Consider the following 14,583-nt stretch of genomic DNA (forward strand, 5'->3'; position numbering starts at 1 on the left):
CCTTAAAACTACTAAGTATTGTTATATTTGTGCACTTAATTAGTATACAAATGAAGATTTCTTACAACTGGATTAAACAATTTATAAAAATTGATTGGACTCCAGAACAAACTAGCGAATTACTTACAGATTTAGGTTTAGAAGTTGAAGGCTTAGACCTATACCAAAGCGTTAAAGGAGGTTTAGAAGGTGTTGTTGTTGGTGAGGTTTTAACTTGCGTACAACATAGCAATGCAGACAAACTAAAAGTAACTACTGTTAATATAGGGCAAGATCAACCTGTGCAAATTGTATGTGGTGCTCCTAACGTAGCTGCTGGACAAAAAGTACCTGTTGCAACTATAGGAACTACTTTATATACTGAAGAAGGTGAAGCTTGGACCATAAAAAAAGGTAAAATTAGAGGAGAGGAAAGTCACGGAATGATTTGTGCAGAGGACGAGTTAGGCTTAGGAAAATCTCATGACGGAATTTTAGTTTTACCAGAAGACACTGTCGTTGGCACACCTTGTGCTGATTTGTTTGAAGTAGAAAATGATCAAGTTTTTGAAATTGGATTAACACCTAATCGTGCAGATGCAATGAGCCACTTTGGAACTGCTCGTGATTTAAAAGCTGGATTACAACAAAAAGGAATAAATGTCGAATTAATTACACCTAGCGTTAGTGCATACCATGTAGATAGCAGAACACTTAAAATTGATGTTGACGTATTAAATAAAGAATTAGCACCAAGATATTGTGGTGTGACCATATCTGGTCTTAAGGTAGAAACCTCTCCAGAATGGTTACAAAACAGATTAAAAGCTATTGGTTTGTCACCTATTAATAACGTGGTAGATATTACAAACTACGTATTGCACGATTTAGGTCAACCATTACACGCTTTTGATGCTAGTAAAATTACCGGAAATAAAGTTGAAGTTAAAACATTACCAACAGGCACTAAATTTACCACTTTAGATGGCGTAGAGCGTGAATTACATGAAGATGATTTAATGATTTGTAATGCCGAAAAACCTATGTGTATCGCAGGAGTTTTTGGAGGTATAGATAGTGGAGTTACAGAGCATACAACAAACATCTTTTTAGAAAGTGCTTACTTTAACCCTGTAAGTGTGCGTAAAACTGCAAAACGTCATGGATTAAACACAGATGCATCCTTTAGGTTTGAACGTGGTATTGATCCAAAAATAACAGAATATGCTTTAAAACGTGCTGCACTACTAATCCAAGAGATTGCTGGAGGAGAAATTACTAGTGATATTGCAGATATTTATCCTAATAAAATTGAAGACTTTCAGGTTAGATTAAGTTTTGATAAAGTAACCAAACTTATTGGTCAAGAAATACCTACCGAAACTATAAAATCAATCCTAACCTCTTTAGATATTAAAATTAATAGTGTAACAGAAACTGGATTAGGTCTAACTATACCTGCTTTTAGAAATGATGTTACACGTGAAGCTGACGTTATAGAAGAGATTTTAAGAGTCTATGGTTATAATAATATTGAGACTAGCTCTAAACTAAATGCCTCAATATCTAATGCTTCAAGATTTGAAGACTATAAACTACAAAACGTTGTTGGTAATCAATTAGCAGCTCAAGGCTGGTTTGAGATTATGGCAAACTCTTTAACAAGTGCAAACTATTTAAAACTAACAGAACAGTTAAAAGCAGAGGATAATGTAGAGATGCTAAACCCTTTAAGTCAAGATTTAGGAGTTATGCGTCAAACCTTACTTTTTTCTGGATTAGAAGCTTTAAGTCACAACATTAATAGACGTCAAACTAATTTAAAGTTTTTTGAATTTGGTAAAACCTATCACGACTATAATGGTACACGCGAAGAATATAAACACTTATCATTACTAGTTACTGGATTTAAAACCGAAGAAAACTGGTCAAATGCGCCACAAGTAAAAACCAACTTCTTTTACCTTAAAGGAGTTATTGCTAGTGTTTTAGAGCGTCTAGGAATTACACGCTACCAAGAAAGCGCTACGACAAATGATGTGTTTTCCGAAGGGTTGCAGCTTAGCATAGGACGTGATACCTTAGTAAACTTTGGTGTATTAAAATCTAAAATAGCTAAGCATTTTGATATAACTCAAGATGTATTTTATGCCGATTTTAATTGGGATACTATTATAGAGGTTGCTAAACGTAACAAAATTAAGTTTACAGCAATACCTAAATACCCAGAAGTAAGACGTGATTTTGCATTACTGTTAGATCAAAACGTAACCTTTGATAGCCTACAAGCAATCGCTAAAAAAACAGAAAAACAATTACTTAAAAAAGTAAATTTATTTGATGTTTACCAAGGTAAAAACTTACCAGAAGGTAAAAAAAGTTATGCTGTTAGCTTTACATTTATGGACGAGAGACAAACGCTTACGGATAAAGTAGTTGATAAAATAATGAACAAGCTACAAAACAATTTTGAAAAACAACTTGGTGCAGAGTTAAGATAATTATGGCTTCTATTTTTAAAAAGAATGTATCTTTTCTAATATCAGGACTAGTTTTTTTAGCTTATGCATTTTATAGACTGTATCAATTTTTTAATGAAGCTGCTTTTAATCTAGTAAAATTAATTATTGCATTGGTGTTTTTTGGTTATGGTGGATATGCAATTTACACTTACATAAAAAACACAAAAGACAAACAAGCGTAAACAGATCTAAATATGGAATCGTTAAAAAACAATAAACTTTATAATTTATTTACAGGACTATTATTAATAGGATTTGGGTGCTTTAGATTATACCAACATTTTAATGCTAATCCAACATTAAGCTCGTTTAGGCTAGCCATTGCTGTTGCTGCTATAGGTTATGGTATTTATGCACTATATAATTATACGCAATTAAAAAAACAAGACTAATTAGCTACCCATGAAACCTCAACCAAAAAATAATATTTTGAATTTAATTTTAGGCATAGTGTTTATTGCCTATGGTCTATTTAGAATTTACCAACACTTAAATGGAAATCTAACATCTAACACTATTAGATTAATAATAGCAATAGCCTTTATAGGATCAGGTGGTTACAGTTTATACAAGTATTTTACAATTAAAAATATAGAATAATTTAACAAAACTATAATTTTTAAAGACCTATAGACTTCCTTTATTTTTTTGTATATTTAAGTAACAACTTAAATTCAAAATTATGACAGACTATATAAAAATTTTTGAAGGTAACTTTATAATCGTACAATTAATAAAAACCAGATTAGAAGATATTGGAATAAATCCAATTATTAAAGACGAAAATGAATCTGGTCGACTAGGTGGTTTTGTACACGATATACCACGAGTACCTGAAGTATTTGTTCACGAATCTGAACTTAGTAAAGCACTATCCATTGTTGAAGCTGTAAAAGCAGAAACTAAAGCATAAAAAAAACCTCTTCTATTCTGTAAAGAATGAAGAGGTTTTTTTAGACTATTCAAATACGTTTGTATTATGCTTTTGGTAATAAAACCGAATCAACAACGTGTATTACTCCGTTTGATTGATTTACATCTGCAATAGTAACTTTGGCAGAGTTTCCGTTTTCATCTGTTACATAAACATCTTTTCCTTTTTTCCATGCAGTTAAAGTGCCACCAGATACAGTGTTAATAACCGCTTTACCATCTCCTTTTTCAATTAAGTTTAAAATTTCTTTAGCATTCCACTTTCCAGCAACAACGTGATATTTTAATACTGTTTGTAATTGCTCTTTATTTTCTGGTTTTAATAAGGTTTCAACTGTTCCCATTGGTAACTTGTCAAATGCTGCGTTTGTTGGTGCAAAAACCGTAAAAGGTCCTTCACTTTGTAAAACATCAACTAATTCTGCTGCCTTAACTGCTGCAACTAACGTTGTGTGATCTTTTGAGTTTACTGCATTCTCTACAATATTTTTTGATGGATACATCTCTGCTCCTCCAACCATTTTAGTGTCTTCTTTCATCATTTTTTTGTCTTGAGCTAAACCTAAATTTGCTACAAGCATTACACTAAGTCCTAATACGATTTTTGATAATTTTACTGTTTTCATAATTTTATTGTTTTGGTTTTTAAGTTCGGTCTATTTACGAGAGAACTTAAATGTCGGTTTTTAAATTTTTCTATTTAACACATGATTAACTAAAACTATTGATTCATAAATATGAAAAAAGACCAATAAAAAAAGCCTTCAGAGAGATCTGAAGGCTTTTAAAGATGTAAATAAAATTTTAAAATTACTAAGCGTACATTTGGTCTCTTAGTTCTTTTATTTTTTTGTCTTGCATATAATCATCAAACGTAGAATATCTATCAATTACTCCGTTTGGTGTTAATTCTACTACTCTATTAGCTACTGTTTGTGCAAACTCGTGGTCATGAGTTGTAAATAAAACAGTCCCTTTAAAGTTTTTAAGCGAATTATTAAACGCTGTAATACTCTCTAAATCCAAGTGGTTTGTTGGTTCGTCTAATTGTAATACGTTAGCTCTAGTCATCATCATTCTAGATAACATACAACGTACTTTTTCTCCTCCAGATAGTACATTACATTTTTTTAAGGCTTCTTCTCCACTAAAAATCATTTTCCCTAAAAACCCTCTAATATGTACCTCTTCACGTTCTTCTTCTGTTTGAGCCCATTGTCTTAGCCAATCGACTAAAGTCATGTCTGTACTTTCAAAAAACTTACTATTATCCAATGGAAGGTATGATTGTGTCGTTGTAACTCCCCAATCAAATTTACCTGCATCTGCTTTTAGATTGTTATTTAAAATTTCGTAAAACGCAGTAGTTGCTCTAGAATCTCTAGAAAATACGACTACTTTATCTCCTTTTTGTAGATTTAAATCTACATTTTTAAATAACACTTCATCATCAATTGATGCTGCTAAACCTTCGACATTTAAAATTTGATCACCAGCTTCTCTATCTCTGTCAAAAATTATGGCAGGATAACGACGACTGGTTCTTCTAATTTCATCTATATTAAGTTTATCAATCATTTTTTTTCTACTTGTAGCTTGCTTACTTTTTGCTACGTTAGCAGAAAAACGACGGATAAAATCTTCTAATTCTTTTTTCTTCTCTTCAGCTTTTTTGTTTTGCTGTGCATGTTGTCTTGCTGCTAATTGAGAGGATTCATACCAGAAGGTATAATTACCAGAAAAATGATTAATTTTTCCAAAGTCAATATCACTAATATGTGTACAAACCGCATCTAAAAAGTGTCTATCGTGAGAGACCACAATAACACAGTTATCATAATTAGCTAAAAAGTTTTCTAGCCAAGCAATGGTTTCGTAATCCAAATCATTGGTAGGCTCATCCATAATAAGGACATCAGGATTTCCAAAAAGTGCTTGCGCTAATAACACACGTACTTTTTGTTTTCCGTCCAAATCACCCATTAATGTGTAATGAAACTCTTCTTTTATACCTAGATTAGATAGCATTGCTGCAGCATCACTATCTGCATTCCAACCATTCATTTCTTCAAATTGCACTTGCAGCTCTCCTATTCTCTCAGCGTTTTCATCTGTATAGTCTGCATACAATGCGTCAATTTCTGTCTTTATTTTATAAAGGGCTTTATTACCTTTTAATATTGTTTCTAAAACAGTGTCTTCGTCATGTTTATTGTGGTCTTGTGTTAAAACCGACATACGTTTTCCTGCTTCTAAATGTACCTGACCCGAAGTCGGCTCCATCTGTCCAGAAATAATTTTTAAAAATGTAGATTTTCCAGCTCCATTGGCTCCTATAATACCATAACAATTTCCATTATTAAAAGTGGTACTAACTTCATCAAAAAGCACACGCTTACCGAATTGAACTGATAAATTTGATACTGATAACATATCTTGAATTTTAATTTTGTGCAAAAGTAGAAAATTAACATCAAATAGCCATATACATTCAGTCTTTAATAAGTTTTAACAACGCCTTAACACGAGAACTCTTTCGCAAAACATATTTTTGTTTGTAAAATTTTTTGCCCTTATTAATTACCATATGTATACAAGACTATTTATTTATCTTTTACTTTGCTCTAGCGTCATGTTTTCTTGTAAAAAAGATAAGAAGACATTAAAGGACAATACTGCATTTTTTGGAGGCGAAATTATTAACCCAAGCACCAATTATATTATCATTTTTAAATCTTCTGAGATTATTGATACGGTGTTTTTAGATAGTAATAATCGTTTTAAATATGTTTTTAATGACTTTGAGCCTGGACTATTTAGTTTTTACGATGGTAAAGAGTCTCAGTCCTTTTTAATACAGCCTCTAGATAGTATTATGGTAAGAGTTAATACTAAGGAATTTGATGAGTCTTTAGTTTTTAATGGTATTGGAGAAAAGGAAAACAATTACCTGATGGATTTGTTTTTAGAAACAGAACAACAAGAACAAGAAATTTTAAAAATAAGTCAATTAGAACCTAAAGCATTTGAAGCTAAGCTTTCAAAAATAAGAGAGGCTAAATTAGAAAAGCTTTCCAAATTTAATGACAAGCATAAAACTACTGAGCTTTTTGATGCTTATGCTAGAGCCAATATAGATTACAATTATTATTATAGTAAAGAAGCCTATCCGTTTATTAATTATAGCCAAAATGAAGAAGCTATTTTTAATAATCTACCAAGTGACTTTTTTGACTTTAGATCTGATATTGATTATAACAACAAGCTATTAAAAGATTACAGACCTTATGTATCCTTTTTAAGGTTTCATTTTAACAACATAGCCTTACAAGAGCACTTTAAACACTCTCAAGACGATACTTACAACAACCAATCTTTAGATTATAATTTAGATAAGCTATCATTAATAGAGCAAAAGGTATCTGACACCTTTATTAAAAACAGATTGTTATATTACAACATGATTAAGTTTATTAATGCTTCAAAAAGCGTAGATGATTATGATACGTTATTAAAATCGTTTCAAGCAAAAAGCACTAATAATGAACAAAAATTTAAAGCGACTAAGCTAGTCAACTCTTATAAACTTTTAAAACCAGGTCAAGTAATCCCTGATTTAATGGTGATTAATAAAAATGAAGAAACTAAACACTTAAAGGATATTATTACTAAACCATCCATCATTTACTTTTGGGATGCTAAAGATAGATATCACTTAAAAGTTTCTCATGAGCGTGCAAACGATCTTCAAAAAAAATACCCTGAGTTTGATATTATTGCTATTTCTATTAATAAAATAAGCAGCAGAGAGCAAGCAGAAATTTTACGACGTAATAACTTTAGCTTGACCAATGAGTATCATTTTGAAAATGTTGAGGATGCAATTGAACTTTTATCACTTAAACCCGTTAACAAAATATTTATAGTAGACAAAAATGCTATAATTGTTAACCCTAAAGCTAATATGTTTGATGTTATGATGGAAACTGAGTTACTAGGTTTAATTAATAAGTAAAATTATACATTACTAAATAAGTAATAAAAAACGCCTGCAATTAGCAGGCGTTTTTTTTATTTCAATTACTTATGATTAATCATTTTTGTGATCATCCTTAACCTCTTCATCCCTGTATTTACAACAATCATGTACAGAGCCATAAGCTTCGTCTGTTGCTTTAAAGTCTTTTGTATCATGACCTACAGCTAATACATTTTGCTCGATGGTTTTTAAACTTGTTTTATTTTCGTCAAAAATTAATTTTAACTCGTGCGTATCTACATCCCAAATAGCACTTTTAACACCTTTGGTTTTAAAACATGCTTTTTCGATTCTTGATTTGCACATCATGCAAACACCATCAACTTCTAAACTTTCTCTTTTGTTTTTGTCTTGTGCAAAACTTACTGTTGATGCAATCATTATTAATACTAATACTAGTTTTTTCATTTTATATTGGTTTTATTTTAATTTATATCTTAATCCTGCATAATACATACTACCAAATATTGGTCCATATACAAAGTTGGTATCAAAACTTGTTCTAAATGGATTGTCTGCACTAACTATAGGGTTATCCTGTCTTAAATTTGTAATGTTTTCTCCTCCTAAATATACTTCGAATTTTGGCGAAAACACTCTAGTTATTTGTGCGTTTAAAGTTCCGATTGACTTAGAATAATCGTCTATTTTATATTGAATAGGATTATTTAATGTTGAAGGAAACCTTTGCTCGCTTAACCAGTTATAGGTTAAATCAAACTTCCAGTTACTATTATTTTTAATTATGGTTTCATACGAAGCGTTAGCAAACAACCTATGTTTAGGTGTAAGTGGCTTAATTAACTTTCCTGATTTATACTGTGTTTTTACATCGTAGTATTTATAAGCAGTCCTTAAATTAAAATGCTCAAATACGTTATAGTTAAATTCGGCCTGAAAACTATTAGCATAGCTATCTCCTTCTAAATTATAAAAATTTACTTCTTGACTATTCTCTAAATCAACAACAACTTGATTTTGAAAATCTGTACGGTAAAAATCTAAAGTCACATCGGCTTGTCTTCCAAAAAGGTTAAACCCTTGTAAATAAGACACACCATAGTTCCATGCTATTTCTGGGTCTAAACCATAAATGGTTCCATTGGTATTTAAAATTGAAAATTCACGTGAAGAGGCAAATAAATTTTGATTTTCAGTAAATATATTAGCACTACGCTTACCTCTACCTACAGAGGCTCTGATTGCAGACTTACTCCAAGGTGAATATCGCATGTGTAATCTTGGTGTAATAAACTCGCCTAACAAATTATGAGTATCCACACGCAGGCCTGCTGTCATGGTAAAGTATTCTAAATCGTCAAACGAATATTCAAAAAACCCACCAAAAGAACGTTCAGTTCTTTCAAAATCTTGCTGAATAGCAAACTCATTGTAATCATCATAAGTGTAATTTATACCAGTTTTAATCTTGTGCCTAGAGTCGTCTATAATTGAGTTATAAATAATGTTAGAATATATGCTGGTATGCTCAATATTATATTCATTTAAACCAAAATAAGATTCTTGTTTATGATTACTAAAAGCAAATTGTACACCTAAACTTTGCCAAGGTATTTCTGGGTTTACATATCCTAACTTAGTAGAAATCTCATAGCGTTTTGTATCTATCTCGCTTCCCCAAGCATTAGTGGTTAGTTTATCTGTATCAGGATTAAAGTCAAGTTGACCTGACTGTTTACTATCATCCAAATACCTTAAATTAACAAATGTTACTAACCCTTTTTCTGGATTAGTATATTGCCAGCGATTCATAACATTTACCTGATTATATAAAGGCATGTCTAAAAATCCGTCGTTGTTTACATCATGTTTTTCTTGATGTGTATTACCATGCAAATACAAACCAGTACTAACTTTATCACTAATTTTAGTATTAAAATGCGTGTTTAATTCTAATCGTGTGCTACTTGCACCATATAAATTAACAAAAAATTTATTGTCTGTTGAAGGCTTCACTAACTCGGCATTAATCTGACCAGCAATACTTTCAAATCCATTAACCACACTTCCTGCGCCTTTAGTAATTTGAATACTTTCAACCCAAGTACCAGGAATAAAACTAAGACCAAAAGCTTGAGAAGCACCTCTAATTGCAGGAATATTTTCTGTAGCAATTAATATATAAGGACTAGAAAGACCTAGCATTTTTATTTGTTTGGTACCTGTAACAGCATCACTAAAATTGACATCAATGGATGGATTAGTTTCAAAGCTTTCCGACAGGTTACAACAAGCAGCTTTTAAAAGCTCGTCGCTACTTACCAATAGTGTGTTTTGAGCTTTTAAATAAGATCTTGAAGTCGCTACCTTTCTGGATTGCACAAAAACTTCATCAAGGTTGTTGGTAGGTTCTAACACATGTTTAATTGAATTTGAAGACGTTATAGTTAGTGTGTCAGATTTAAACCCAACATAACTTATTATCAAATCATTAGTACTCTCTACAAATGGCAAACTAAAATTACCATCAATATCTGTAGCTGTACCAACACTAGTTCCAGACCAAATTAGATTAGCACCAAATAAAGGTTGTTTTGCATCACCTTGACTAGCGTCATAAATGGTACCTGTTAAGTTGTCTTGTGCGATTAGCAGTATTGGAAAAAAGCTAAATAATATCAATAATTTTTTCATAACTAATTATAGATTTTAATTAACATCCAAACTGCCATTAGTATCATAATGGTGTTTTCTATAAAGGTCGCTTTGGTCATTGGTAGTTTAAGCGTTGTCCCTAAGCAAGCACATTGAATAGTTTTTTTATCTAGCAAAGTTTTAATTACACCAAACGTTGTGATACCTAAAATAACTATTGTGATAATTAAGGCTAACGGAATCTGAATTCTAGCAATAAATAACAAACCTAAAATCAGCTCGATAAATGGATAAACTAAACCATACTTAGGAATAGCCTTAGCTAATGGGTCGTACATTTTAAAACTTTCAGGAAACCCTTTTAAGTCTAAGAATTTAAAAAAACTAAATACAAAATAAAATAAGCCCATAAAATCTAACATAAAGTTAGACAATTCCCAAGCTTTAAGATTTAGTAAAACAGCAACAGTTGTTATATAACCAAAGATTAAAAACAAGGGAAACAGTTGTCTTAATTGACTTTGATCATGTTGATCACTAGCAACAGAATCAAATAGGTTTTTAGAAGTATTTACTTCGCTTATTTGAAATTTATCTGATAGTACGTCTTGTAATTGTTTAATTGAAATATGTTCAGTCATGTCTATTTCAGCCTTAGATTGCTCTAAATTAACTGAAACATCTACAACTGCTTTTAAAGATTGTAAAGACTTCTCTACCGAAGCTTTACAACCATTACAGGTCATACCTGTAACTGTATAAATATGTGTCATTATAAATATGATTTAATAAAATTAACTTTAAATAATTTCCGCGTAAGCGAAATAATTAAAGCCTTTTATCAAATAACAAATACGTCATGAAGTACCTGGTAATCTATAACCAAGTTGGGTGGAGAATAATTTTTATGCGGAATGATTTGTTTTGGAAGACTTTCAAACAGATGAAAGTAAGTAAAAACAAAAGAGGTTATCAAAAATTGATTAGCAACATCTAAATCGTTAAAACTATTTAACTTTAGTTTGTCTTGACCTTTAATAATTTTTACAACATCCTTACAACATGATTTTTTTAAAACCACGTTTTTGTCAGTATCCACAGGAGTACCGCATTTTTTTGCTTTGGTAAAAACAGCAACATCTACTAAATGATCTCCGCAGTAATGACTTTCAACAGTAAAAGACAATGTTGACAACAACACCACTAATGCCATTAATGCAGATCCTATTTTATGTAACGCTTTTTTTATCACGACACAAAAGTACAAAATTGAATAATACAGTAGCATGGTTTTCAAAAGGTTTAACAACTATATTAAATTAGGACAATAATTTCGGCACAATTAATGTTAAGTTATATCTTTGACAAATAAATAACCTTTTTATGAAATTTAAATTAACAGTATTACTAGCACTTGTAACCTTTAGTTTTTTGCAAGCTCAAGATAATAAAGCTTTTAAAGCTGGAGAAAAATTAACTTTTGCTGCCTCTTACAATATGTCTGGAATATTAACAGATATAGCAGAAGTTAAGATGGAAACTAGCGAAATGAAGACTAGTAGCGCAACTTTATTACATTTAAAATGTACTGCCACTACCTATAGTGATTTTGATAGTTATTTTAAAATTAGAGATTTATATGAAAGCTATGTAAACCCTAGAACAGTTACTCCGTATTTATATAACAGAGAGATTAATGAAGGTGGTTATTACAAATTTGTGAAGTATAAGTACAACCATAAAGCTAATCTTGTAGAAAGCTTAATTAGAAAAAAGACTAAAAAAACTAAAACAGGTTTTTGGGATCAAAATAATAATGTAAAAATAAATGGAAATACTAGAGATATTGTCTCTACGATTTATAAAATTAGAACATTAGATATTAATAAAGCTCCAATAGGTGCTTCAGACTCTTTTACAGTCTTATTTGATAATAAAATGACCAAACTTAGCTTTACTTTGCTAGCTAAAGAAACTATTAATACTGCTATTGGTAAAAAAGAATGTTATAAACTAGCCATTAGCGTTGCTGGTAACAACTTTTTAAAAGGAAATAATGCCAATTTACTTTGGTTAACTGCTGACGACAACAAAATACCTGTGTATGCTAAATTTAAAATAGCAGTTGGAAGTGGTGAGTTAAAAATAAAATCTGCGACTGGATTAAAAAACTAATAACATGAGAAAAATAAGTATAATATTAGGATTAATTTTTGCTGTATTGGCTGTAATTCTTTCAGTTTTACCACTATATAAATTATCGTTTATTCCAGCTATCCTTGCTCTTTCTTTTGGACTATTAGCATTTTTTAAATCCAAGAAAAATCAAGAACCGACACATGTCATACAAGTTGTTTTTTTAATAACTATAATTGCTCTAGCACTTGCAACCTATAAATCTATTTTTAGTGTTAAAGAAGTCGGAGACACTAAAGAGTTGAAAGAACTTGAACAACAAAGACAAGAAGAAGCTAAAGAAGAATTAGAAGATTTAATCATTATTGATTAAGTAAAAACATTAGATTAATTCCATTTGATTTAAAATGTTAAATGAATATAAATCCAGCTAATAAAAACACTAATAATTAAATATTATCCACTTACATATTAAGTGTAAAATATACCGCTAGCCTGTAATCAAAAAAGCCTATTCCATTAATTTTTAGAAAAACTGACATTTGCAAAATAAGCAAGTCAACTTTGTAAAACCTGACGATTTATAGTTTCCTAATTATATCTTAAAATCAAGGTAAACTTAATATTAAGTTAATTTTTCTTGTATTTTTGAAGGTATAACTACTTAAATCATTTATTATTAATGAAATCAACATTCTCAATCGCCACATTAAGTTTATTATTTGTGGCCTGTGGAAGCTCTCAAAAAGGCAGCGAAACAAGCACTAAAATTGTAGATCCTGTTGTCTACGGACAAACAATCACACAAGAAGACCTAAAAACATCATTGTACACTTTTGCATCTGATGAATTTGAAGGTAGAGAAACTGGTGCTGAAGGACAGAAAAAAGCAATCAACTTTTTAAAAGAACATTACATTAAATATGGTGTTCCGGCTGCAAAAAGCGATGGAAACTATTTTCAAGATGTACCGTTAAAGGTGCAATCTAAGCCAGATGTTGCATTAACTATTAATGAAAAGTCATTAAAAAATTTAGAAGATTTTGTTTCTATCAACCCAATGGAAACAAGTAAATTAAAAGCTACTGAAATTGTAAATTTAGGTTACGGTATAGAAGATGATAAATTTTCTAACTACGACAACATAGACATAAAAGGTAAAGTTGTCTTTTTTGTAAGCGGAGAACCTAAAAACAGTGATGGTACATATGTAATATCAGGAACTAAAGAGTCTTCAAATTGGTCTAATTTTAGACAAGAATTTGCATTAAAACGTGATTTAGCTGAAAAAAAAGGAGCAAAAGCTGTTTTATATTATAATCCAGAAGTCTTTGCTATGGCTGCACTACGTTTTGGAGCTTCTAGTGGTAGAATGACTTTAGCTGGCAATGATAAAGACATGTTTTACTTTTTAGTCAATACTGAAACGACTAAAGCTATTTTTAATGAAGATGTAAGAACATTTGATGCTTCATTTAAAAATAAGTTAGTTAAAGCTAACTTAGATTTAGACTTTACTAATAACTCTCAAGATTTATCTTCTGAGAATGTTGCTGCTATAATTAGAGGTACGGAAAAACCAGATGAGTATATTGTGGTTTCTGCTCACTTAGACCACGAAGGTGTAAAAGATGGAGAAGTTTATAATGGTGCAGATGATGATGGTTCAGGTACTGTAGCTATCTTAGAAATTGCAGAAGCTTTTGCTAAAGCTAAAAAAGATGGACATGGTCCAAAACGATCTATAGTATTTTTAAATGTAACTGGTGAAGAAAAAGGCTTATTAGGAAGTCAGCATTATACAGATAACGATCCTATTTTTCCATTAGCCAACACTGTTGCTAATTTAAATATAGATATGATTGGTCGTGTTGACCCTAAACGTAAAACAGGAGACCGTAATTACATCTACTTAATTGGTAGTGATAAATTAAGCACAGAGCTTCATGAGATCTCTGAAGAGATGAATACAAAGTATGCTAAGGTAGAATTAGATTATACTTATAATGATGATAATGATCCTAACAGATTTTACTACAGATCTGATCATTATAATTTTGCTAAAAATAATATTCCAGTTATATTTTATTTTAACGGAACGCACGATGATTACCACAGACCAAGTGATACGCCAGATAAGATAGAATACGATCTATTAGAAAACAGAACCCGATTAGTATTTTATACTGCTTGGGAACTAGCCAATAGACCATCAAGAATTATAGTTGATAAAGCTGAATAACAACATAAAAAAGTCCTGTAAAATTACAGGACTTTTTTTTATCTATTATATTTTGAAGTTATTAATTATAAAAGTCTAAACACATTTACTTTTATTTAAAATAAAAAGCACAAAAA

The 14,583-nt window shown here is 30.7% G+C and carries 15 protein-coding genes; 9 read left to right on the top strand and 6 right to left on the bottom strand.

All coding sequences use genetic code 11. The features are described 5' to 3' along the window. The first annotated feature begins 50 nt into the window (after positions 1-50). From pheT to B2989_RS13545, 5 genes are all read left to right on the top strand, one after another. Positions 51-2,480 carry a phenylalanine--tRNA ligase subunit beta gene (gene pheT, locus B2989_RS13525; RefSeq protein ID WP_292949399.1) on the top strand — a complete coding sequence of 810 codons (2,430 nt, stop codon included), beginning with the start codon at positions 51-53 and terminating at the stop codon, positions 2,478-2,480. A gap of 2 nt (positions 2,481-2,482) precedes the next feature. After that, the gene (locus B2989_RS13530) at positions 2,483-2,683 is read left to right on the top strand and encodes a hypothetical protein (protein ID WP_292949402.1); all 201 of its coding nucleotides are present in this window, start codon (positions 2,483-2,485) and stop codon (positions 2,681-2,683) included. Between the two features lie 12 nt (positions 2,684-2,695). Then, on the top strand, positions 2,696-2,893 hold the full coding sequence (locus B2989_RS13535; RefSeq protein WP_145001199.1) for a hypothetical protein: 198 nt from the start codon (positions 2,696-2,698) through the stop codon (positions 2,891-2,893). A 10-nt stretch (positions 2,894-2,903) separates the two neighbouring features. Beyond that, positions 2,904-3,101 carry a hypothetical protein gene (locus B2989_RS13540; RefSeq protein WP_292949405.1) on the top strand — a complete coding sequence of 66 codons (198 nt, stop codon included), beginning with the start codon at positions 2,904-2,906 and terminating at the stop codon, positions 3,099-3,101. Between the two features lie 82 nt (positions 3,102-3,183). Then, entirely contained in the window at positions 3,184-3,414 is a 231-nt protein-coding gene (locus B2989_RS13545; protein ID WP_261375284.1) for a DUF2007 domain-containing protein, read from the top strand. A gap of 64 nt (positions 3,415-3,478) precedes the next feature. Here the strand turns inward: B2989_RS13545 and B2989_RS13550 are convergent, their stop codons facing one another. Beyond that, a complete protein-coding gene (locus B2989_RS13550) occupies positions 3,479-4,060 on the bottom strand; it encodes a fasciclin domain-containing protein (protein ID WP_414692237.1) in 582 nt (193 codons plus the stop codon). A gap of 187 nt (positions 4,061-4,247) precedes the next feature. After that, positions 4,248-5,867 (bottom strand): ABC-F family ATP-binding cassette domain-containing protein, encoded by a 1,620-nt coding sequence (locus tag B2989_RS13555; protein WP_292949409.1) that lies wholly within the window; start codon positions 5,865-5,867, stop codon positions 4,248-4,250. 154 nt (positions 5,868-6,021) lie between these two features. On the opposite strand from B2989_RS13555, the gene B2989_RS13560 reads away from it, so the two are divergent. Beyond that, positions 6,022-7,449, top strand: a complete 1,428-nt coding sequence (locus B2989_RS13560) for a hypothetical protein (protein WP_292949412.1) — start codon at positions 6,022-6,024, stop codon at positions 7,447-7,449. Between the two features lie 75 nt (positions 7,450-7,524). Here the strand turns inward: B2989_RS13560 and B2989_RS13565 are convergent, their stop codons facing one another. From B2989_RS13565 to B2989_RS13580, 4 genes are all read right to left on the bottom strand, one after another. Then, positions 7,525-7,881: a heavy-metal-associated domain-containing protein gene (locus B2989_RS13565; protein WP_292949415.1), complete on the bottom strand. Its 357-nt coding sequence runs from the start codon at positions 7,879-7,881 to the stop codon at positions 7,525-7,527. Between the two features lie 12 nt (positions 7,882-7,893). Continuing rightward, on the bottom strand, positions 7,894-10,128 hold the full coding sequence (locus B2989_RS13570; RefSeq protein ID WP_292949418.1) for a TonB-dependent receptor: 2,235 nt from the start codon (positions 10,126-10,128) through the stop codon (positions 7,894-7,896). A gap of 2 nt (positions 10,129-10,130) precedes the next feature. After that, entirely contained in the window at positions 10,131-10,862 is a 732-nt protein-coding gene (locus B2989_RS13575; RefSeq protein ID WP_292949421.1) for a heavy-metal-associated domain-containing protein, read from the bottom strand. Between the two features lie 68 nt (positions 10,863-10,930). After that, positions 10,931-11,341, bottom strand: coding sequence for an HYC_CC_PP family protein (locus tag B2989_RS13580; protein WP_292949424.1), 411 nt, complete (start codon positions 11,339-11,341; stop codon positions 10,931-10,933). 131 nt (positions 11,342-11,472) lie between these two features. On the opposite strand from B2989_RS13580, the gene B2989_RS13585 reads away from it, so the two are divergent. The 3 genes from B2989_RS13585 (at position 11,473) to B2989_RS13595 (ending at position 14,467) form a co-directional block, all read left to right on the top strand. Beyond that, entirely contained in the window at positions 11,473-12,264 is a 792-nt protein-coding gene (locus B2989_RS13585; protein ID WP_292949427.1) for a DUF3108 domain-containing protein, read from the top strand. A gap of 4 nt (positions 12,265-12,268) precedes the next feature. Then, the gene (locus B2989_RS13590) at positions 12,269-12,598 is read left to right on the top strand and encodes an FUSC family protein (RefSeq protein ID WP_292949430.1); all 330 of its coding nucleotides are present in this window, start codon (positions 12,269-12,271) and stop codon (positions 12,596-12,598) included. A gap of 309 nt (positions 12,599-12,907) precedes the next feature. After that, a complete protein-coding gene (locus B2989_RS13595) occupies positions 12,908-14,467 on the top strand; it encodes a M28 family peptidase (protein WP_292949433.1) in 1,560 nt (519 codons plus the stop codon). The last annotated feature ends 116 nt before the right edge of the window (positions 14,468-14,583 follow it).

Source organism: Olleya sp. UBA1516, from assembly GCF_002323495.1.
GTDB lineage: Bacteria > Bacteroidota > Bacteroidia > Flavobacteriales > Flavobacteriaceae > Olleya.

What these genes read in the sequence shown, in the direction of transcription:
- B2989_RS13590 (WP_292949430.1), top strand. Translation starts at nt 12,269, where the DNA reads ATGAGAAAAATAAGTATAATATTAGGATTAATTTTTGCTGTATTGGCT.
- B2989_RS13560 (WP_292949412.1), top strand. Translation starts at nt 6,022, where the DNA reads ATGTATACAAGACTATTTATTTATCTTTTACTTTGCTCTAGCGTCATG.
- B2989_RS13565 (WP_292949415.1), bottom strand. Translation starts at nt 7,881, where the DNA reads ATGAAAAAACTAGTATTAGTATTAATAATGATTGCATCAACAGTAAGT.
- B2989_RS13570 (WP_292949418.1), bottom strand. Translation starts at nt 10,128, where the DNA reads ATGAAAAAATTATTGATATTATTTAGCTTTTTTCCAATACTGCTAATC.
- B2989_RS13575 (WP_292949421.1), bottom strand. Translation starts at nt 10,862, where the DNA reads ATGACACATATTTATACAGTTACAGGTATGACCTGTAATGGTTGTAAA.
- B2989_RS13595 (WP_292949433.1), top strand. Translation starts at nt 12,908, where the DNA reads ATGAAATCAACATTCTCAATCGCCACATTAAGTTTATTATTTGTGGCC.
- B2989_RS13545 (WP_261375284.1), top strand. Translation starts at nt 3,184, where the DNA reads ATGACAGACTATATAAAAATTTTTGAAGGTAACTTTATAATCGTACAA.
- B2989_RS13550 (WP_414692237.1), bottom strand. Translation starts at nt 4,060, where the DNA reads ATGAAAACAGTAAAATTATCAAAAATCGTATTAGGACTTAGTGTAATG.
- pheT (WP_292949399.1), top strand. Translation starts at nt 51, where the DNA reads ATGAAGATTTCTTACAACTGGATTAAACAATTTATAAAAATTGATTGG.
- B2989_RS13535 (WP_145001199.1), top strand. Translation starts at nt 2,696, where the DNA reads ATGGAATCGTTAAAAAACAATAAACTTTATAATTTATTTACAGGACTA.
- B2989_RS13530 (WP_292949402.1), top strand. Translation starts at nt 2,483, where the DNA reads ATGGCTTCTATTTTTAAAAAGAATGTATCTTTTCTAATATCAGGACTA.
- B2989_RS13540 (WP_292949405.1), top strand. Translation starts at nt 2,904, where the DNA reads ATGAAACCTCAACCAAAAAATAATATTTTGAATTTAATTTTAGGCATA.
- B2989_RS13585 (WP_292949427.1), top strand. Translation starts at nt 11,473, where the DNA reads ATGAAATTTAAATTAACAGTATTACTAGCACTTGTAACCTTTAGTTTT.
- B2989_RS13555 (WP_292949409.1), bottom strand. Translation starts at nt 5,867, where the DNA reads ATGTTATCAGTATCAAATTTATCAGTTCAATTCGGTAAGCGTGTGCTT.